17 protein-coding genes are annotated in these 21,271 nt (G+C 33.5%); 11 read left to right on the plus strand and 6 right to left on the minus strand.

Going from position 1 to position 21,271, the window contains the following annotated elements; genetic code table 11:
* Positions 1 to 460 precede the first annotated feature (460 nt).
* From BC748_RS12325 to BC748_RS14225, 3 genes are read right to left on the minus strand one after another with little or no spacing between them, the layout of a single operon-like run.
* A complete protein-coding gene (locus BC748_RS12325) occupies positions 461 to 1,126 on the minus strand; it encodes a response regulator (protein WP_133533804.1) in 666 nt (221 codons plus the stop codon).
* Positions 1,127 to 1,131: 5 nt separating this feature from the next.
* Positions 1,132 to 2,766 (minus strand): tetratricopeptide repeat-containing sensor histidine kinase, encoded by a 1,635-nt coding sequence (locus tag BC748_RS12330; RefSeq protein WP_133533805.1) that lies wholly within the window; start codon positions 2,764 to 2,766, stop codon positions 1,132 to 1,134.
* Between the two features lie 51 nt (positions 2,767 to 2,817).
* The gene (locus tag BC748_RS14225; RefSeq protein WP_162846466.1) at positions 2,818 to 2,991 is read right to left on the minus strand and encodes a hypothetical protein; all 174 of its coding nucleotides are present in this window, start codon (positions 2,989 to 2,991) and stop codon (positions 2,818 to 2,820) included.
* A 331-nt stretch (positions 2,992 to 3,322) separates the two neighbouring features.
* On the opposite strand from BC748_RS14225, the gene BC748_RS12335 reads away from it, so the two are divergent.
* Positions 3,323 to 4,162 (plus strand): SAM domain-containing protein, encoded by an 840-nt coding sequence (locus BC748_RS12335; protein WP_133533806.1) that lies wholly within the window; start codon positions 3,323 to 3,325, stop codon positions 4,160 to 4,162.
* Between the two features lie 51 nt (positions 4,163 to 4,213).
* Here BC748_RS12335 and BC748_RS12340 read toward each other — a convergent pair whose 3' ends face one another.
* Together BC748_RS12340 and gldJ are read right to left on the minus strand one after the other, a co-directional pair.
* On the minus strand, positions 4,214 to 5,497 hold the full coding sequence (locus BC748_RS12340) for a UDP-N-acetylmuramoyl-tripeptide--D-alanyl-D-alanine ligase (protein ID WP_133533807.1): 1,284 nt from the start codon (positions 5,495 to 5,497) through the stop codon (positions 4,214 to 4,216).
* A gap of 63 nt (positions 5,498 to 5,560) precedes the next feature.
* The gene (gldJ, locus tag BC748_RS12345; protein ID WP_133533808.1) at positions 5,561 to 7,303 is read right to left on the minus strand and encodes a gliding motility lipoprotein GldJ; all 1,743 of its coding nucleotides are present in this window, start codon (positions 7,301 to 7,303) and stop codon (positions 5,561 to 5,563) included.
* Positions 7,304 to 7,501: 198 nt separating this feature from the next.
* Here gldJ and porU point away from each other — a divergent pair, with 198 nt between their 5' ends.
* From porU to BC748_RS12375, 6 genes are all read left to right on the plus strand, one after another.
* A complete protein-coding gene (porU, locus tag BC748_RS12350; protein WP_133533809.1) occupies positions 7,502 to 11,401 on the plus strand; it encodes a type IX secretion system sortase PorU in 3,900 nt (1,299 codons plus the stop codon).
* Positions 11,402 to 11,439: 38 nt separating this feature from the next.
* On the plus strand, positions 11,440 to 12,645 hold the full coding sequence (gene porV, locus BC748_RS12355) for a type IX secretion system outer membrane channel protein PorV (protein WP_133533810.1): 1,206 nt from the start codon (positions 11,440 to 11,442) through the stop codon (positions 12,643 to 12,645).
* Positions 12,646 to 12,718: 73 nt separating this feature from the next.
* Positions 12,719 to 13,201: a cytidine deaminase gene (gene cdd / locus BC748_RS12360; RefSeq protein WP_133533811.1), complete on the plus strand. Its 483-nt coding sequence runs from the start codon at positions 12,719 to 12,721 to the stop codon at positions 13,199 to 13,201.
* 138 nt (positions 13,202 to 13,339) lie between these two features.
* Positions 13,340 to 14,341 (plus strand): pyruvate dehydrogenase (acetyl-transferring) E1 component subunit alpha, encoded by a 1,002-nt coding sequence (gene pdhA / locus BC748_RS12365; protein ID WP_133533812.1) that lies wholly within the window; start codon positions 13,340 to 13,342, stop codon positions 14,339 to 14,341.
* 2 nt (positions 14,342 to 14,343) lie between these two features.
* Complete coding sequence (locus BC748_RS12370; protein ID WP_133533813.1) at positions 14,344 to 15,981, plus strand: pyruvate dehydrogenase complex dihydrolipoamide acetyltransferase; 1,638 nt, start codon at positions 14,344 to 14,346, stop codon at positions 15,979 to 15,981.
* Positions 15,982 to 16,087: 106 nt separating this feature from the next.
* Positions 16,088 to 16,465 (plus strand): PH domain-containing protein, encoded by a 378-nt coding sequence (locus tag BC748_RS12375; RefSeq protein ID WP_133533814.1) that lies wholly within the window; start codon positions 16,088 to 16,090, stop codon positions 16,463 to 16,465.
* On the opposite strand, the gene BC748_RS12380 is transcribed toward BC748_RS12375, so the two are convergent.
* Positions 16,462 to 17,529 carry an anhydro-N-acetylmuramic acid kinase gene (locus BC748_RS12380; protein WP_133533815.1) on the minus strand — a complete coding sequence of 356 codons (1,068 nt, stop codon included), beginning with the start codon at positions 17,527 to 17,529 and terminating at the stop codon, positions 16,462 to 16,464. The genes BC748_RS12375 and BC748_RS12380 overlap by 4 nt on opposite strands.
* A gap of 95 nt (positions 17,530 to 17,624) precedes the next feature.
* On the opposite strand from BC748_RS12380, the gene BC748_RS12385 reads away from it, so the two are divergent.
* From BC748_RS12385 to BC748_RS12400, 4 genes are all read left to right on the plus strand, one after another.
* Complete coding sequence (locus tag BC748_RS12385) at positions 17,625 to 18,764, plus strand: acyl-CoA dehydrogenase family protein (protein ID WP_133533816.1); 1,140 nt, start codon at positions 17,625 to 17,627, stop codon at positions 18,762 to 18,764.
* Between the two features lie 146 nt (positions 18,765 to 18,910).
* Positions 18,911 to 19,528, plus strand: coding sequence for a Crp/Fnr family transcriptional regulator (locus tag BC748_RS12390; protein ID WP_246014041.1), 618 nt, complete (start codon positions 18,911 to 18,913; stop codon positions 19,526 to 19,528).
* 82 nt (positions 19,529 to 19,610) lie between these two features.
* Complete coding sequence (locus tag BC748_RS12395) at positions 19,611 to 20,204, plus strand: peroxiredoxin family protein (RefSeq protein WP_162846467.1); 594 nt, start codon at positions 19,611 to 19,613, stop codon at positions 20,202 to 20,204.
* Positions 20,205 to 20,215: 11 nt separating this feature from the next.
* The gene (locus tag BC748_RS12400; RefSeq protein ID WP_133533819.1) at positions 20,216 to 21,115 is read left to right on the plus strand and encodes a hypothetical protein; all 900 of its coding nucleotides are present in this window, start codon (positions 20,216 to 20,218) and stop codon (positions 21,113 to 21,115) included.
* Positions 21,116 to 21,271: the final 156 nt, after the last annotated feature.

The raw sequence follows: 21,271 nt of genomic DNA on the forward strand, positions 1-21,271 counted from the left end.
AGAAAATAGAGAATAGAGAATAGACTGAGATAGCCTGTAGATATTGCTTCTCGATACAATTTTACCAACTAAAAATTGGCATTTTCAGTTGGCAAAATCACTCGAAGTGACGGGTGATGTGTGAATAGGTTGTAGGTTTTAGAAAAAAGAGAATAGAAAAAAGAGAATAGAAAAAAGAGAATAGATTGAGAGGATACTGTTGAGATCGCTTCTCGATACAATTTTACCAACTAAAAATTGGCATTTTCAGTTGGCAAAATCACTCGAAGTGACGGGTGATGAGTGAATAGGTTGTAGGTTTTAGAAAAAAGAGAATAGAAAAAAGAGAATAGAAAATAGAGAATAGCGAATAGAGAATAGACTGAGAGGATACTGTAGAGATTGCTTCTCGATACAATTTTACCAACTAAAAATTGGCATTTTCAGTTGGCAAAATCACTAGAAGTGACGAAATACGTGACTATATAATACCTAAATCTTTGGTAATGGCGATTAGATGGATATTGTTGTTGGCTTTGAAGTAGTCTTTTAATTTGGCTACTCTTTTTTCGATGGTGGATTTGCTGTTTGGCGTGATGTTTAAGTGTTTGAAAAGGGTTTCCATTTCCTCTATGGCAACACCGTTTGCAAGATGGGAAAGCAGGGTAATGTCATAACTGTCTATTTCTTTTCCTGTTTTGTCTTGTAATGCATGGGCTAGCTCGGGAGAAATGAAGGTTTTGCCATAGAGTAGTGTTTCGATGGCGGTTTTGAGTTGGCTGATGCTGTTTCGTCCTTTTTTTACGTAGCCATTGATTTGCGCTTCGTCAAAAAGTGTTTTGATGATATAGGGCTTGTCTTCTACGGAATAGACTATCACCTTTATTTCGGGCTGAATTTCTTTGATGGCTTGAATGAGTTCTTCTCCTGACGCTATAGTTACTTCGCGATAGTCTTCTACAAAGGATAAATCGCTAATCAGCAAATCGAATGGTTGGTCATCTTGGAGTGCTTTCTTCAGTTTTAGGATGGCATCGTCGCAGTATTTTGCATACTGTATTTCTTGAACTCCCAAGTTTTCAAGGGTTTGTTTTACGGCGATGTTAATGCTGTCAAAATCTTCGGCTATTAGAACTTTTTTATACATACTCTTTATTTTGGGATTGTAATCTTTGCTTTGAAACCTTTGTTTGGTTCGGTATCAAAAGTAATTGTTCCTTTTAGAGAATGAATACGGTTTTCCGCATTTTGAAGTCCATTTTTTAAATTTAACAGATTGGCTACTCCAATTCCGTTGTCGGAATAGTTTATTTCTACTGTTTTGTTGTTTGATTTAATGCTTATGCTTGCAATTGAACATTGGCTATGTTTTTTCATGTTGACCAATAATTCTTGAATTACTCTGTAGATAGTAATTTTTATTTCTTTTGATGTTTTTGGTGCGTTGAATAATTCCGTATTTACAATAATATTTCGACTGGTAGAATTGTAGGTTGCTATAATTGCTTTTAGATTTTCGAGGTATTTTTCTCCTGTGTCGATGTCTTTATTTTCATTGGAAATGTTACGGGTTCGGGTATAAATTGTATCTAGGTTTTCTAATAAGACTTCTTTATTACTTGGATCTTCTAAATTTTGGGTTTCGGCAAACGCTATGGCATTGTGTACATCATTGGCTAGTTCGTCGTGGAGTTTTTTGGCTATTCGGGCTTCGGTTTTATAGGCAGTTTCTTCGATCTTTTTTTGATTTCTAAATCGGATTCCATAAAATAAAAGTGTAGCGGACAGAATTACTAGGACTAAGAAAATCAATGTAATGTATAATTGTTTTTCTGATTTTAGTTTTTGTTTTTCAAGAAGACTAGTGTCATATTTAATTTTTGCAAATTGATTTTTTGCAGATTGTCTGATTTTATTAATACTGTCAGAAAGTGCAATTTGTTTTAGCGCCAATGGTTTTATTTTTTTTTCGTTGCTGGAAGCTATCATGAATTTTAGGGCTTCTATTTTATCATCGGGACTATTTACTTTTTGGGCAGCTTGAAGTGCTTTTTGTGCAAAACGAAATGCTACATCAGGATTCTCTGTTTTATAAAATTGTGATAGGTGAATATAGGAAGCAATGATTTCAGTATTATCTTTTTGTTCTTCTCTTAATTTTAAAGATTTATTAAGGTAGTATTCTGCATTTTGATCATTTATATTAAAAAGGGCAAAACCATAATTATCTATAATTTTTGCATAGTTCAATTTGTCTTTTTTTAATTCGGAACTGTTTAATAACGGTTTTAATGTTAGAATTGCTTTGTTGTATTCTTTTGTTTCAAGGTAGATTACAGAAATATTGTTTTTAATAATGCTTTTATGGACTATGTTAAGGGTATCGTTTAAGCATTTGTAATAATATTTGAGCGCCTGTTTGTAATCTCCTTGTTCTTGATAGGCAATACCCAAGAAATTATTTATGGCTAGTAAATAATTGTTTGATGGTGCTAAATGATATGCTTGAGTTGCTGTTTCTTCTACTCCCGAGAAATCACAAATAATATTCTGCAATTCGGCTATTTGAAGTAAAGCATATATTTTTTGCTCTGATGAGGTTGCTAGATTTTTTGCTTTTTCAGCATAGTAATAGGAACTGTCATGTTTTTGCTCTTTGAGGTACTTTGCGGCATTTGCAATACACTTACTATAATCATTATCTGTTGTAGAAAAAGATAAATCATTTTTACAAGCACTGATTAGTGCTAAAATTAAAATCGGGAAAAGAAACCGCTTAAGTATCATTTCCCGAAGTTATTTAAAATTTAATTAGTAGCAACAATTTGCTAAAAAAAATTATGGAGTTGGAGGTGGCGGAGGTGGCGGTTTGATTATACCGTTTTGACCTCCAGTATCACCATCAGCATTTACTGCTTGATTGGGAATGTTGTCCTCAATAGCGTCTGCAGTGCAGGACGTAGATAGCACAGAAGCTATCATTATGAATGAAAATAAAATTATTTTTTTCATGATTTTGAAATTTAAAAATGGAACATAGTTTTGGCTGTTCGGATTCTGTCCGAAGCCAAGACAAAGACCAAAGCCAGTGTCTTTTTCAGAGTACTCGATTTTTTAGGGAAGTGAAGTGAGCTAGAACAGAACCTTTTTTTTATACTTCCCTGAATAAGAATTGGGTTCTGTATAGCATCACTTTTTTAGGACTAGTTTTGTACATTTGTTCTATCGCGATGTAGAACAAGAACTAATTCTGAGGCAAAGGAAAAGGGTTTTTGTTGGGCTGTTTATAAAGAATTCTGATAATTCCGATGTTTCCGAAAATTCTAATAAATCACTTTTTTGTATGAGTAAAACTACTTTTAAAGATTATAAGAAGTTATTACAAAATCATTATGAAAGGAGTAAGTCTGACAGATTTTCGGGTTTGCTAGACTCGCCTTCACCTGCTCAAATTAGAACGTTATGTGTAGCTCTTTGTGAAAAAGAATTGAGTAGAAAAGATGATGAGGTTTTTAGATTGTTTTTTGAAACCAAAGAAGGAGAGTTGCTAAAAAAATCAATAGACCATTGTAATATTGATAGGTTTAGACCTATTATTTCTTTTTTGAAAAATGAAACGGATACAGAAAATAGAGTAAGGGTAGAAATGGCAGCAATTCTCTGTGGTTTTGAACCAAGACCTTATAGTGAGTTTTCGAAAAAAGGTTTTGTAGAGGAAGAAAAAAGTTTTGTTTTTACTGAGGAAAGAAATGGTTTTGATACTATAATTGATAAAACGGTTATTGGAAAAAAATCAACTTTTAAAAAGAAAGTTGCAGTGGGTGTTTTGGGATTAGCGGTAACTTTTTTAGCTGGTTTTGGAATTAAAGAAATTGTTATCCCTAAAAAGGAATGCATGGTTTGGAGAGGTGTTCATTATGAAAGGATAGATTGTCAAGATGAGACGTTGGGATTGGTTTCTGAAATTGTGAAACCATTTGATGAAAAGGAATTTGAACTGCGAAAAATAGAAGTTTGTGATACCACTACTTTTTTTAAAAATGGGAAAGCGGTTGTTTGGTATGGGAAAAAAGATGGTGAAGTAACCTATTTCAATCAAGATGGACGAAACCCTGAGAATGGTGATGAATTAAAAGAAATTACGCAATATATGATTGATAAATATGTGTTGGAGAGTGAGTAAATATATCCTATTAAAAGCTAAAAACTCCTTAATTTCTTAAGGAGTTTTATTTTATAAATAATCTAATGTACGTTCGAGTGCCATTCCGCGTGAACCTTTGATTAGGATAGTTTTTTCTTTACAATTTAAAAAATCAAATTGTTTTGAAAAAGCATCGAATGATTCGTAAAAACGAAAATTATCTTTTGAAATAGCATTGGTATAAAAGTCTTTTCCTAAGAAGTGACATTCAAAGTCTGTGTTTGTAGATAGAAAATCAACTATTGCTTTGTGTTCCGATATACTTTCCTCTCCCAATTCATACATATCACCAATAATTATTAGCTTGTTTTTTTTATCTAGTTGTATAAAATTATCCAACGCTACTTTCATGCTGCTTGGATTGGCATTATAGGCATCGAGAATAATTTCATTTGTTCCCTTAATCAAAAGTTGTGAGCGATTATTCTCGGGAATGTAACTCTCGATGGCTGATTTAATTTCAATTGTTGGAACATTAAAATATTTTCCAATCAGAATTGCTGCATTTATGTTGTTTGAATTGTATAAGCCAATTAGATGAGAATTAATAGTCGTGTCAAGTGTTTTTATCTCTACGAAAGGATTGGCTGTTATTTTTTCAATAAATAAGTTGGTCGCTTTATTATTTTGACTAAAAGTAATTCTTTTTATGTTTGAAGTTTTTTCTTCCTGAATTTTATCATCGAGGTTTACAAATGCGGTTTTTGTATTTAATTGGAGGTAAGTGTACATTTCACTTTTTCCTTTTATAACACCTTCAACACCACCAAAACCTTCAAGATGTGCTTTGCCGAAATTGGTAATATAACCATAGTCTGGTTTTGCAATGCTGCAAAGAAATTCTATTTCTTTTTGATGATTGGCTCCCATTTCTACTATTCCTATTTCAGTTTTATCATCAAATGACAATAAGGTTAATGGAACGCCGATATGATTGTTTAGGTTTCCTTTAGTGGCTTTGGTCTTGAATTTTTTAGCTAAGACAACGTGAATTAATTCTTTGGTCGTGGTTTTTCCATTACTTCCTGTTAAGGCTAGAATAGGAATTTTTAAAAATTCCCTGTGATATGTTGCTAACTGTTGCAGTGCAATTAAACTATTTTCAACTAGAATTGTTTTTTCGTTTGTTGCATAGGTTGGATTGTCAACGATTACATATTTAGCGCCTTTTTCTATTGCTTCTTTCGCAAAAGTATTGGCATCAAAATTTTCGCCTTTAAGGGCAACAAACATTGAGTTTTGTTCAATTTTTCTTGTGTCAATAGAAATTGTAATGCATTCTAGAAACAACTTATGCAAATCTTGTATTGTCATAACGAAATGAATATAAATAATAAAAGCCCTAAAATTAGGGCTTTTATTATTTATTTGAATAATTTATTTTTTCTTATTTCTTGCTGATTTTTTCTTATCCGCTTTTGGACCAACTCTTGACATAGCACATCTAAATCCAATGTAGTCAGTTGCAATGTCTTGAGGGAAATACCTTCTTTGTGCAGGATCTAACCAATAAGCTCTATCTCTCCAAGAACCACCTTTATAAACTCTAACATCGTCATTAACCAAAGTTGTTCTTTTGTTAGATTTGTCATATTTTCTAACCATAGTTCCTAAACTGTCAACAGAAACATTATGTTTAGGAGAGTCATACATTCTTTGATTATCATTCAATTTTCCTTTTTCATCTCCTTCTTCAGAAGAACCAAATTTGAAATATCTAGTAGATTGTTTATCACCATCTCTGTAATTTCTGTTATCTGATTTGTCAAAGTTTTGTCTTAAATAAGTTTCATTATCATCAACTGGAACTTGAGCTATTTCTCCTGGGAAGTTTCTAGCAATAATTTTACCATTGGATAAAGTATCAAATTTTTGGTTCTCAGCAGTTACTAATTCAACTTTACCATCTTCACCAATTTTGTTTTTCATGTAAACGTTACCTCTATAGTAGTTGAAGTCATTTGCTTCGTCGTCAACTATAGGTCTGTAAACGTCAGCAACCCATTCTGCAACGTTACCAGCCATGTCATACAATCCAAAATCATTTGAAGGATATGATTTAACTTTATTTGTAATATCTGCACCGTCATCAGACCATCCAGCAATTCCGCCGTAATCTCCTTTTCCTTGTTTGAAGTTAGCTAATTGATCGCCTTTTACTTGTCTTTTTCCTGAACGAGTGTAGCTTCCAGACCATGGATATTTCTTTTGTCCTTTGTAGATGTTATATTCTCTTTGACCTACATCAGCAGCAGCAGCATATTCCCATTCCGCTTCAGTTGGTAGTCTGTAGTCAGGTAAAATTAAACCTGAACTTCTTGTTGCATATACATTTTTAGGATCGTTTCCACCAGTTGGTTGTGCATTTGCTGCGCCATCAGTACCCGATTTAGCAGGTGCTTTTTTAGCTCCTCTACCTTGTCCTCTTTGAAGAACAATTTCAGAATCGCCTCCAACAGCTTGATTAGGCACTGCAAGATATGTTTGAGTACTAAAAGTTTTTCCAGCTTCACTGGCAACTTTAGCATCTTTTTTCAAATATCTTTGTTCTTCTAATACCTTTTCGTTTACTCTGTCCGTTCTCCATCTAGAAAACTCAGTAGCTTGAATCCAGTTTACACCAACTACAGGATATTCACCATAAGCTGGATGTCTTAAATAGTTTTCGGTCATTGTTTCATTATAACCTAAACGATTTCTCCATACCAATGTATCTGGTGAAGCACCTTCGTAAATGTTTTTATAGTTTTCTTGGTCTGGTGGATAAACTCTCTTTAACCAATCAAGGTATTCCATATACATCATATTGGTAACCTCAGTTTCATCCATGTAGAACGACTGAACGTGTTGCTGATTTGGAGTGTTATTCCAATCATGCATAACATCGTCTTGTACTTTTCCCATAGTAAAAGTTCCACCTTCAACTAAAACAAGTCCTGGACCAGTAGCTTGTTTTTTAAATTTTGAGGCATATTGAAAACCACCTTTTTTATCGTTGATTTTCCATCCAGTAGCTTTTGAGCCACCTTTTGAATCAGATTTTTTGCTACAACTAGCAAAACTGAATGCCAATACTAATAATAGTAACAGTCTAGTATTCATCGTTTTATTTATTTTCATAGTTTAGTAGGTAACCATTTAATGGCGCAATTTAAGAATTAACCTTTAATTAGCAACAACTTTTTTAAAATAATACTAAATTAGCCCTTTCGCAGGACTTTATATAGATAACGCAAAAATATATTATTTATTATATAAACCTAAAAAAAATATTTCTTCTTATACTAAAATAGAAAAAAATACGTTTTTATAATTGTTATGAAAAAGTTATACTCTTTATTATTTATATTCTTGTGCGTTTTCTTGACGTATGGTCAAGAACAAAAAACGGTTCGATTAACTTGGATTGAAAAAACGCAATTCGCTTATGGCAAAGCAAGTTATGCTATTCCTCAGTTCAATTCTGAGCATTTTCAGTTTGATGTTATCAATAAAAAGGTATCATTCAATCTTACTATTGAAACCAATTATTTGTTTGGTACTACTGCATTGGAAATCTTAAATCCAGTTTTTGAAACTATTAACGAAAGTGAATTAGGCGATTTATCTACAAAGGAAATTCCTCAAACTTTGAAGTACAGTCTTGTTAGCTATACAGCAAGAGATAAATTTTATGCTCAGATTTCAGTTACTCCCATTATTAAGGAGAATGGAGCATTTAAAAAACTTATTTCATTTGAATACCGATTAAACCAAAACGCCGCTCGTACAGTTGAAACAGTCAATAATGTAAATTTAATTGAGGACTCGGTCTTAAGTAGTGGTGATTGGTATCGATTTTATGTAAAAACTTCTGGAGTTTATAAGGTTTCTAAGAATTTTTTACAAAGTTTAGGGATGAACGTTAATGTTGATCCTAGAAAAATAAAAATTTATGGCAATGGTGGAAGAATGGTTCCACTTTTGAATTCTATAGAATATCCCAATGACTTAGCTGAAAATGCCATTCAATTTGTTGGTGAAAACGATGGTGTGTTTGACAGTCAAGATTATATCCTTTTTTATGCTGAAGGTATGGATAATTGGAATGCTGAAAATCAAACTAACCTAAATTTATATGCCGATAAAGCCTATTATTATGTTACTGTAAAAGGCGATAATGGTAAAAGAATTGCAGACTATAATCAGCCAACTGCAGCTGCAACAAGTACAATTACAACATTTGACGATTATCAATTTCACGAAGTTGATGAAGAAAATGTTGCAAAATTAGGAAGAGTATGGTTTGGTGAACAATTCTCAAATGAAAATGAACAAGAATTTAAGTTTAACTTCCCAAATTTAGTGACTTCAGTTCCAGTTCGATTTGATATTCATTTAGTAGCTGCATCTGCAACAACAACAACTTTTTCTGCTGAAGCCAATAGTCAAAATGTTGGCAGCTATACATTTCCTGCACTAAACTCAAGCAGTAGTATTGAAGCGTATGATTATACAATTAGAAACAGTGTTGCACTTTCTTCTGATGAAATTACAGTTAAAATTAAGTATGATAATAATGGCGTTCCAAGTTCAAAAGGATTGTTAGACTACATACGAATAAGAGCAAAACGTAATTTAACCGGAACAGGAAGTCAGTTCAGATTTCAAAATGATGCCGCTGCAACTTATATTGGGATAGGCGAATATCAAATCTCAAGTGCCAATGCTATCAGTCAAGTTTGGGATATCACCGATATTTATAATGTGTCAAAAATTGAAAATGCTTCGCAAAGTTTATTCACCTTCAAATCAAACCTCGGAATTGCTAGAAAATATATAGCCATTGATAATACTGACTTCTATACACCTTTAAAAGAAACTAAATCAAAAGTTGATAATCAAAACTTAAAAGGAACTGTTTTTAAAAATGCACAAGGACAATTTCAAGATGTTGATTATTTAATTATTACACCTAAAATATTGAGCGCTCAAGCTGAAAAATTAGCTGTTTTTCACAGAAATTATTCGCAACTAAATGTAAAAGTTGTCAACCTCGAAAACATCTATCAAGAATTTTCATCTGGTAAACAAGACATTGGAGCCATTAGAAATTTTGTTAAATATGTTTATTACAATGCATCAACTGCTAGCAAAAGAGTGAAATATGTAAACCTTTTTGGAGATGGTTCGTATGATTTTAAAAATAGAATTTCGAATAACACAAATTTGGTTCCAATTTATCATTCGCTAAATAGTTATTCCGAATCGGAGTTTTCTTTTTCAACTGATGATTTTTACGGATTAATGGATCCAAACGAAGGTAGAATTGACTATATAACACCCGGTGGTCAATGGGATTTTCAAATATTAGGTCTAGATATTGCTGTTGGAAGAATGCTTGCTAGCGACGCCAAGCAAGCTGATGAAATGGTCAATAAAGTAATCGAATATCATGATATTAAATCCTATGGAAGTTGGCGAAATAATTATGTATGTATAGCTGATGATCCAAGTATCGAAAAAGATGGCGATAAACAGTTGCAATTTTACCAAAATCGTTTAACAGATAGAATCGCTTTGGAAAAACCATTTATAAATACAAAAAAAATACTTATTGACGCCTTTCAACAAGAATCAGCTGCTGGAGGAAAACGATATCCAAAAGCTAGGGAAGAAATTTTTGCTGCGTTTGAAAAAGGAGCATTAGTGTTTAATTATCTTGGTCATGGTGGAGAGGATGGCCTTTCTGAAGAACGAATTTGGGAAAAATCAGATGGACAAAATCTAAATAATCAATATAAATATCCTTTGTTTATAACGATAACTTGTGATTATTCTAGGTTCGACAATCCTTCACGTCCAACAGGTGGAGAATATACCTATTGGAATCCAAAAGGTGGTGCAATCTCAATGATTACAACTGTTAGGTCTATCGGTCAAACCACAGCACAATATTTTAACGATGACATGGCAGAGTATTTGTTTGCCTACACAACACCAAATAATAATGATTATCCATCGATAGCTGAAGCTTTACGACGTGCTAAAAATTCGGGACCAAATTCGGCAACCAATATTGTTTTCTACATTGGCGATCCAGCTTTAATGCTAGCCATTCCAAAGCCAAAAGTTATTTTAACAAAAGTGAATGATGTACCAATAACAGGAGCTATTGATGATTTAAAATCGTTGGCTTTTGTGAAACTTTCTGGAGAAATTGTTGATGAGAATAACGCACTTTTGTCGACTTACAATGGTGAATTAGCGGTCAATATTTTTGATAAAAACCTTACTCTTTCAACACTACGAAATGATAATGTCAACGCTATGATAAGCGCTTCGGGACAAACAGGACCAACGATGCCATTTACAGCTTTAGGTGAAACTATTTTTAGAGGAAATGCTTCTATAAATAATGGAAAATTTGAATTTGGGTTTATTGTTCCTCGCGATATTCGAATTCCTGTTGATAATGGAAGAATTAGTTTTTATGCCAAAAGAAATCAAACATTGCTTGATAAAACGGGTTATAATACCGATATAAAAATTGGCGGAATAAACACTAATGCAGCAGTAGATAATATTGGTCCAACCGTAAAATTATATATGAACGATGAAACATTTGTCAATGGAGGAATTACAAATGAATCACCATTCCTTTTAGCAATACTTGAAGATGAAAATGGTATAAATACGGCAAGCGGAATCGGACATGATATTGTAGGAATTTTAGATGGAGACGAGAGTAATCCTTTCATAATGAATGATTACTATGAAACTGAATTAGATGATTACACCAAAGGAAGAGTGTATTTTCCTTATAGAAATTTAGCGCCAGGATTACACACTATAACTTTCAAAGCTTGGGATGTTTATAACAATCCAATCACTGCCGAAATTCAATTTATTGTAGTTGGAGATGAAAGTGTTACCTTAAAAAATGTTTTAAATTATCCAAATCCATTTGTAAGTTACACTGAGTTTTGGTTCTCTCACAATCGACCTTTTGAACCACTGGAAGTCCAAGTTCAAGTAATGACTATTACAGGTAAAATTGTTTGGACAAAAAACCAAACCGTCGTTAATGAAGGTTTTCTTTCCAGAGATATAATTTGGGATGGAAAAGATGATTTTGGCGATCGAATTGGAAAAGGTGTTTATGTCTACAAACTAACTGTGAAATCCACTTTAACGAATAAAAAAGCAGAAAAAATAGAAAAACTTGTAATCCTTTAGGAAAATACTATATTTGTTAACTTTTATTAAAAATGAAGATGAAAAAAATTGCATTATTATTACTTTTTTTAACCACAATAACAACTATTCAAGCCCAAGTTACTGAGTCAAGTAGAGTTATCACTACTGGAGTTCCATTCCTACTTATAGCTGCCGATGCTAGAGCTGCAGGTATGGCTGATCAAGGTGTTGCAACTGCACCTGATGCGTATTCACAAATGTGGAATCCTGCAAAATATGCTTTCTCTTTGGATAAACAAGGGTTTACAGTAAGTTACACGCCTTATTTAACAGAGCTTGTAAATGATATTTCACTTGGACAAGTAACTTATTATAATAGATTTGGCGCCGATGGAAGAAGTGCCTTTGGAGCTAGCTTACGTTATTTCAGTTTAGGAGAAATCGAATTAAGAGATAATGCTGAAGATGCTGCTAATATAGTTAAGCCAAATGAATTAGCTCTTGACGCTTCCTATTCCCTAAAACTTAGTGAAAGATTTGCCATGTCTGTTGCTGGTCGATACATTCGTTCTCAATTGCGTATCGCAACTGCGGGAAGTGCTGATGCAAAACCAGCAAGTACATTTGCTGTAGATATTGCAGGTTATTATCAATCAGAAGAAGATGCATATGGCGATTTTAACGGTAGATGGAGAGCTGGTTTTAATTTTCAAAATTTAGGACCAAAAATCAATTATGATGCAGGTCAATCAGATGAAAGTAGTGCCAACTTTTTGCCTGCTAATATGAGAGTTGGTGGTGGTTTTGATTTTATTTTTGATGATTATAATAAAGTTTCATTAGGTATTGAATTAACAAAACTTTTAGTTCCAACGCCTCAAAGCGCGGATATTAATGGTGATGGTGTAATTTCAGGTCAAGAAGAGTTTAATTTAAGAGATGAGAATAATGTGGCTTATAATAAAGTGAATTGGGTTTCTGGTATCTTTAAATCGTTTGGTGATGCGCCAGATGGGTTCAGTGAAGAATTAAAAGAATTCACTTATTCGGTTGGAGCTGAATACTTGTATCAAGACTCGTTTGCAATGCGTTTAGGCTATTTTCATGAAAGCCCAGAAAAAGGAGCAAGACAGTTTTTCTCTCTTGGTGCTGGTTTCAAATACAACGTAGTTAAAGTAGATGTATCTTATTTGTTCTCTGCTTCAAAAGTAAAAAATCCATTAGAAAATACACTTCGTTTCTCACTAACGTTTAACTTTGGTGATAAATTCGAAGAATATTAATAAATAGAAAACAATTTAATAATTATCCAAATTTCAATTCATAGAGATTTGGATTTTTTTTCCCCTATAAAGAATGAAAGAAATTAATATCAATACTTCGTTTACAGTTTATCAATCGCAGGAGGAACTTCCTCAAGACATACAGCCTTTGATGGAAAAAGCCGTTGAAATTCGTAAAAAAGCCTATGCTCCTTACTCTAAATTTCGTGTTGGTGCTTGTTTGCTTTTAGATAATGGACAAATTGTTTTAGGTTCCAATCAAGAGAACGCCGCTTATCCATCTGGACTTTGTGCAGAACGCGTGGCGATTTTTCAAGCAGGAGCAATGTATCCTGATGCTAAAATTGTAAAAATGGCAATTTCTGCTGCTTCTGACACCAACCAAACCACAACACCAATTCCACCATGTGGCGCTTGTCGTCAGTCAATTTCGGAATATGAGTTCAAACAAAGTTATCCAATAGAAATTTATTTTATGGGTGAAACGGGAGAAGTTTACAAATCAGATTCTATTAAAAATTTATTACCACTAACATTCGATAAAAACTTCCTATAGAAAGAAAAAATTACGCTTTTAAATTTTACTTCTTACTAGGAATGTTTTACTTTTGCCTTTCGCAAATTTGTGAGTGAGTGAACTATTTTGCGTTGAATTTAATTTAGAACTTAATAACGCTTTAGCAAAAAGTAACAAATGAAAGAAGTAACAAGAGAAGTTTATTTAAAATGGTATGAAGATATGCTATTTTGGAGAAAGTTTGAAGACAAACTTGCCGCACTCTATATTCAACAAAAAGTTAGAGGATTTCTTCACTTATATAATGGACAAGAAGCTGTTTTAGCAGGTGCTTTACATGTTATGAACTTGGGTGGGAAAGACAAAATGATTACAGCCTATCGTAATCACGTTCAACCAATCGGAATGGGTGTTGATCCAAAAAAAGTAATGGCAGAACTTTTAGGAAAAGTAACAGGAACATCCAAAGGAATGGGTGGATCGATGCATATTTTCTCAAAAGAACACGGATTTTATGGAGGTCATGGAATTGTTGGAGCTCAAATTCCAGTTGGTGCAGGAATGGCTTTTGCCGATAAATATTTCGAAACTGGCGGTGTAACTTTAACCTATTTTGGTGATGGTGCAGCACGTCAAGGTTCACTTCACGAAGCGTTCAACATGGCTATGTTGTGGAAACTTCCAGTAGTATTCATTTGTGAAAATAATGGTTACGCCATGGGAACTTCTGTGGAAAGAACAGCTAACCATACTGATATCTGGAAACTTGGTTTAGGTTATGAAATGCCTTGCGGACCAGTTGATGGAATGAATCCAGTAAAAGTTGCCGAAGCTATGCACGAAGCCATGGAAAGAGCTCGTCGTGGCGAAGGACCAACATTTTTAGAAATGAAAACGTATCGTTATAGAGGTCATTCTATGTCAGATGCGCAATTGTACCGTTCAAAAGAAGAAGTTGATGAGTATAGAAAAATTGATCCAATTACTCAAGTATTAGATATTATCAAAGAGAAAAAGTATGCTACCGATGCAGAAATTGAAGTGATTGACGAAAGAGTAAAAGATCTAGTAGAAGAATGTGCCACATTTGCCGAAGAATCTCCTTTCCCAGAAGCACAACAATTATATGATGTAGTGTATGAACAAGAAAATTATCCTTTCATTCCTCATAGACTATAATTATGGCAACAAAAATAACAATGCCGCGTTTAAGCGACACCATGACGGAAGGAACTGTAGCTACTTGGTTGAAAAAAGTAGGTGATAAAGTTTCTGAAGGAGATATTTTAGCAGAAATTGAAACCGATAAAGCAACCATGGAATTTGAATCATTCAATTCTGGTACTTTATTATATATAGGAATTAACGAAGGTGAAACGGCTGCAGTAGATTCGCTTCTTGCCATTATAGGAAAAGAAGGTGAAGACATTTCAGGTTTAATCTCTGGCGGTAATTCAACACTTACAACTACTGAAGTAAAAGCAGAAGCCCCAGCTGAAGAACAACCGACAATCGACAACAGTCAATCAACAGCTTTGCCAAAAGGAGTTGTAGTAGTTACAATGCCACGTTTAAGCGACACCATGACGGAAGGAACTGTAGCTACTTGGTTGAAAAAAGTAGGAGACAAAGTTTCAGAAGGCGATATTTTAGCAGAAATCGAAACTGATAAAGCTACAATGGAATTTGAATCGTTTAATGCTGGAACACTTTTGTTTATCGGAATTAACGAAGGACAATCTGCACCAGTGGATAGCGTTTTGGCTATTATTGGTCCTGATGGAACTGATATTACAGGAGTTGCTGAAAACTTTAAAAAAGGTGGAGCATCAGTTGCACCAGCAACAACTGTCGAAGCAACTACTTCATCAAACGTTGTAGCAACTTCAACAGAAGTAGCTCCAACTGAAAATGGGGGAAGAATTTTCGCTTCACCGTTAGCTAAACAAATAGCAAAAGATAAAGGTATTAATCTTTCTCAAGTAAAGGGTTCTGGTGAAAACGGGCGTATTACAAAAAGTGATGTGGAGAATTTCACAACATCAGCTGCTGCTTCAAGTCAATCCCAAACAGTTGTTACGCCTAGCGCAGTCGAGGTGCCAACTACAGTGGTAAAACCATTCGTTCCAGCTGGAGAAACTTTTTCTGAAGAAATCAAAAATTCGCAAATGCGTAAGACCATTGCGAAACGTTTATCAGAATCAATTTTCACAGCACCACATTTTTATTTAACGATAGAAGTTACTATGGACGAAGCTATGAAATCAAGAGCAGTTATCAATTCGGTTCCAGATACTAAAGTTTCCTTCAACGATATGGTAATCAAAGCGTGTGCAATGGCGTTGAAAAAACATCCAAAAGTAAATTCACAGTGGAAAGAAGATGCTATAACTATTAATCATCATGTGAATGTTGGTGTAGCCGTAGCTGTTGAAGATGGATTAGTAGTTCCAGTATTGCGTTTTACAGATCAAATGAGCTTGTCTCAAATAGGTGGAAATGTAAAAGATTTAGCCGGAAAAGCGAAAAGTAAAAAATTACAACCAGCCGAAATGGAAGGAAGTACTTTTACTGTATCTAACTTAGGAATGTTCGGAATTCAGTCGTTTACTTCTATCATTAATCAACCAAACTCTGCAATTTTATCTGTTGGAGCAATTGAAGAGAAACCAGTAGTTAAAAATGGTCAGATTGTAGTTGGAAATACAATGGTATTAACCTTAGCTTGTGATCACAGAACAGTTGATGGCGCAACAGGAGCTCAATTTTTACAAACACTTAGACAGTATTTGGAAAATCCAGTGACAATGTTAGCCTAAATAAATTAAAATTAATATCATAAAAACCCAATTAGAACTTAATTGGGTTTTTTTGTATATTAGCCTGTACTGTACAAAACAGTACTGAAAATATAAAAAAGAAACTATGGGAATTTTTTCAGCCTTATTAGGCAATGCAGGTTCAGTGAATCAAGAAGATTTAATCAAACAATATGGACAACTTTTAATTGATGGCGAAACAGTAGAATTAGGTTTTAAACTGATTAGAGATACGTTCATCTTTACCTCAAAACGATTAATTTTAATTGAAAAACAAGGTATTACAGGTTCGAAAGTAGAATATAAGTCAATAGCTTACAAAAGCATAACGAGATTTAGCATCGAAACAGCAGGAACATTTGAACTTGATGCAGAATTGAAAATTTGGGTTTCTAGCGAACTAAATCCAAGTGTTGTAAAACAGTTTAATCGTTCGGTTAATGTGTATGATGTGCAGAAAGTTTTAGCCTATCATATTCTTTAGATTGTATAAATTTTTCCACTACTATGATCTTTCTTCGCACCCGTAACGCTGCTTAAAACATTAATTTCTTTTCGAAGTTTTAAAATGCCGAGCAAAGCAAAAATCAAAGCTTCTTTGTATTCTAACGTTTTGGCATCTGGAACGACAAGGCTCATTTCGGGTAAATAATTTTGCATGGATTCCAGTAGAAAAGTGTTGTAAGCTCCGCCGCCAGTAATCAACATTTTTTCATTTCTTTCAGGTAAAGCAAATGCCGTTTGTTTGGCAATATGCTTGACAAACGTATGCATTTTATCTTCAATACTTATGTCATAGCTTTCCATCAAAGGTAGTACAACAGTTTTCACAAATTCAAATCCTAATGACTTTGGAAATGGTTTTTGGTAATAGGACAACGTATCCAATTCTTCCATCAGGTTGAGGTCAGATTCGCCGCTTCGGGCAATAGTGCCTTTATCATCATATGCCAAACCTAATTTATTCGCATAAAAATTTAAAACGGTATTGACAGGCGAAATGTCAAAGGCAATTCGTTTTCCATTTTGTTCAAATGAAATATTGGAAAATCCGCCTAAATTTAGACAATAATCATATTCAGAAAATAAAATCCTATCACCAATTGGAACTAACGGCGCGCCTTGTCCACCAAGTTTTACATCCTGAACTCTAAAATCGCAGACAACTGTTACGCCAATTATTTCAGCAATCTCGGGAAGATTACCAATTTGCAACGTATAACCATTTTGGGGTTGATGCAAAATGGTGTGACCATGACTGCATACGGCATCAAGATTGGTTATTTTGTTTTTTTTAATAAACGATTTGATCGTATTTCCCAGCAAAAGCGTATAATCTTCATTGAGTATTTCTAAGTCAGTTTTGGAAAAATCAACGGCAGTTTTTAGTTTGTTTAACCAATTATTATCATAAGGAATAGTTTGGGTTTCATGCAAAGTATAACTCCAACGGTTGTTTTTTATAGTAAAATTAATATGCGCCAAGTCAATACCATCAAGCGATGTTCCCGACATAATTCCCAATACGTTGTAGCTTTCTTTAAACATGTTCTAAATTTACGAAATCGTTTGAAATTTTAACTTTAATATTCTATTTTTGCCCATCAAAAATAAAGAAACAACTATCATAATCAATACATACTATGGATTTTAATTTAACCGAAGAACATTTAATGATTCAACAAGCTGCCAAAGATTTTGCTGCAGCTGAATTATTACCAGGTGTAATCGAAAGAGACGAACACTCAAAGTTTCCAACCGAACAAGTGAAAATGATGGGAGAATTAGGTTTCATGGGTATGATGGTCGATCCAAAATATGGTGGTTCAGGTTTAGATAGCGTTTCTTATGTTTTAGCAATGACTGAAATTGCAAAAGTTGATGCTTCAGCTGCCGTTATTATGTCGGTAAACAACTCTTTGGTTTGTGCAGGAATGGAAAAATACTGTTCGGAAGAACAAAAAATGAAATATTTAGTTCCGCTTGCCAAAGGTGAAGTTATTGGTGCTTTTTGTTTGTCAGAACCAGAAGCAGGAAGCGATGCTACTTCGCAAAAAACAACCGCTATCGACAAAGGCGATTACTATTTGTTAAACGGAACGAAAAACTGGATTACTAATGGTTCAACGGCTTCGACTTATTTAGTTATTGCCCAAACGGATGTAGAAAAAGGACATAAAGGTATCAACGCATTTATAGTAGAAAGAGGTTGGGAAGGTTTTGATATTGGTCCAAAAGAAAAGAAAATGGGAATTCGCGGAAGCGACACGCATTCATTGATGTTTACTGACGTTAAAGTTCCTAAAGAAAATAGAATAGGTGAAGATGGTTTTGGATTTTCATTTGCAATGAACGTTTTAAATGGCGGTAGAATTGGAATAGCCTCACAAGCATTAGGAATTGCCACTGGCGCATATGAAATTGCTTTGAAATATTCGAAAGAAAGAAAAGCATTCGGAAAAGAAATTTTCAATCACCAAGCCATAGCATTCAAATTAGCCGATATGTATGTAAAAGTTACAGCTGCCAAATTATTGGTAATGAAAGCTGCTGTCGAAAAAGACGAAGGTAAAGATATTGCACACTCTGGAGCAATGGCAAAATTATATGCTTCAGAAATTGCCTTGGAAGTAGCGAATGAAGCAGTTCAAATTCACGGAGGAAATGGCTACGTTGCCGAATACCATGTAGAACGTATGATGCGTGATTCTAAAATCACTCAAATCTATGAAGGAACTTCTGAAATTCAACGAATTGTAATTTCAAGAGGATTGACTTTATAAAAAATAAATTACTCATAAATCGAAACCCTTTCTATTTTAATGGAAAGGGTTTTATTTTTTTATACTTTTACTAAAGATTTATCTTTATGTACGACGAATTAAAATATTGGTATTTACGGGATCACAAATTATTTTTGACGTTAAACATGTCTCAAATCAAACAGTTGTGTATAATTTCAGGTTTTAAAACAGCGAAAAAAGGTGAAGTCATTTATTTTTCATCGTCAGATTTGCCACGAATTTATTTGCTAAAAAAAGGAAACATCAAAATAGTTTCTGTGGATGAAGAAGGCAACGAAACCATCAAAGAAATTATTCAAAAAGGCGATTTATTTGGTGAATTGTCATTAGAAAATGATGGCGACGTCAATGAATATGCTAAGGTTTTAACCGATGAAGTTTCTATTTGTAGTTTTTTATTATCTGATTTTGAAGATTTATTGGTTCGAAATCCATCACTAGCGTTGTCGTATACTAAGTTTGTTGGACTGAAAATGAAACGTTTTAAGAATAATTATTCCAATTTGGTTTCCAAAGACGCAAGAACCAGATTGATTTCATTTATAAAAGATTGGGCAGAACGCGAAGGAATACAGGAAGGAAAAAAATATACGATTAGTAATTATTTAACCCAAACCGATATCGCTCAAATTATTTGTACTTCCAGACAAACGGCCACTTTATTGTTAAATGAATTGGAAGAAAAAAACCTTATTTACTATAACAGAAAAGAAATTACTATTGAAGACATCAGCAAATTATAATAACTTACTCCGTTTGTAAACTACCCGACAATTCTTTTTAGTGCATTGAAGTAAATTTGAATACTAATCTAATTCAATTATTATGAAAAGAGTATTCTTGTTTTTATTTTTTGTTTCCAACTCATTAATTGCACAATCGAATCTGCCTTCCTCAGCCAGCGACATTTCGCCTTTGCTAATTGGTGAGAATGTACCAAATTTAAGTTTGAAAGACACTAATGGAAAATCAGTTAATTTTTCTGATTTAATCAGTTCTAAAAAAACGATTTTAGTTTTTTATCGCGGTGGTTGGTGTCCATATTGCAATACCCATTTGAGTGCTTTGGCCGAAACAGAATTGCAATTAATTGCCCAAGGTTATCAAATTGTTGCCATTAGTCCAGACTCGCCGAAAAGTTTGATGGAAACACAAACAAAAGAAAAGCTTAATTATACTTTATTATCAGATAGCGACGGAGAATTTGCTAAAGCGTTTGGAATTGCTTTTCAAGCTCCAGAAAATTATGGTAAATATTTGAAAAAAAGTTCCGAAAATCTAAACACCGAATTGTATATTCCTGTACCTAGTTTATTCATTTTAAATCAATCAGGGACAATTATATTTGAATATATTTCTCCAGATTACAAACAACGAATTACAAATGATTTATTACTTTCGGTTGTCAAATCACTTTAAAAAATAAAACTATGAAAAATTTTTGTATTGTTCTTTTATTAGTTATTACTAGTAATTTAAGTTTTGCGCAAGGTTGCAGCGATGCAGGAATTTGTTCTATTGGAAAAGCTTTTCAAGAGGAAACAAAAACGTTTAAAAATAGCTTTGAAATTAATGCAACACTTGGTCAAGGCGATGGCGATGTATCTATATTTACTCAAAGTGTAACCTATGCAAGAAAATTTACTGATAAATTTTCCCTGAGCACAAGAGTAACTTATAATACTGCTGATGGCGATTTAGGTTCTAATAGTCAATTGGGCGATGTGTATTTAATTGGAAATTATAAGTTCAAGGAAAACAACAATAAACAATGGAGCGTTTTAGCAGGTTGGAAAATACCATTAACCAATGCAGATGCAAAAGATGCTTTCGTTTCCTTGCCAATGGATTATCAAGCAAGTTTGGGAACATTTGATTTGTTTCTCGGAACAAATTTGAATTACAAAGCGTGGGATTTTAATCTAGCATTCCAAATCCCAGTCATTAATAACAACAAAAATGCTTATTATGATGAGTTTTCCGCTTCTAATGATTTTCCTTCTACTAATTATTTTGAAAGAAAATCGGATGCGCTTTTTAGAACGATTTATACTTTAAAAACTGCCAATAACAAGTTTTTATTCAAGCCAAATGTTTTATTTATTTATCATTTGGGTGAAGATACTTTTGAAAATCTGTTGGGCAATAGAGAATCAATCCAAGGTTCGGACGGATTAACCATCAACGGAAATTTGATTGGCATTTACAACATCAACTCAAAAAACAGTATTGAACTTTCAGTGGCAACACCTTTTGTAGTTAGAGATGTTCGTCCAGATGGATTGACTAGAAGCTTTGTTTTAGGATTGAATTATCGAATTTTATTTTAAATGTAAAATAATTTTATGAAAATCATTCACGATTGTGGTTTTGAAATCATTTTTTCTACAAACTGTTTTATTTCGTTTATATTTGTGTTAGTTTACGTAATTTATTAATGTCTTTTTTTTTAACATCAAAATTTTACAGGATATACTTTTTAAAAG

It is taken from the genome of Flavobacterium dankookense (genome assembly GCF_004362665.1).
GTDB classification, from domain to species: Bacteria; Bacteroidota; Bacteroidia; order Flavobacteriales; family Flavobacteriaceae; genus Flavobacterium; species Flavobacterium dankookense.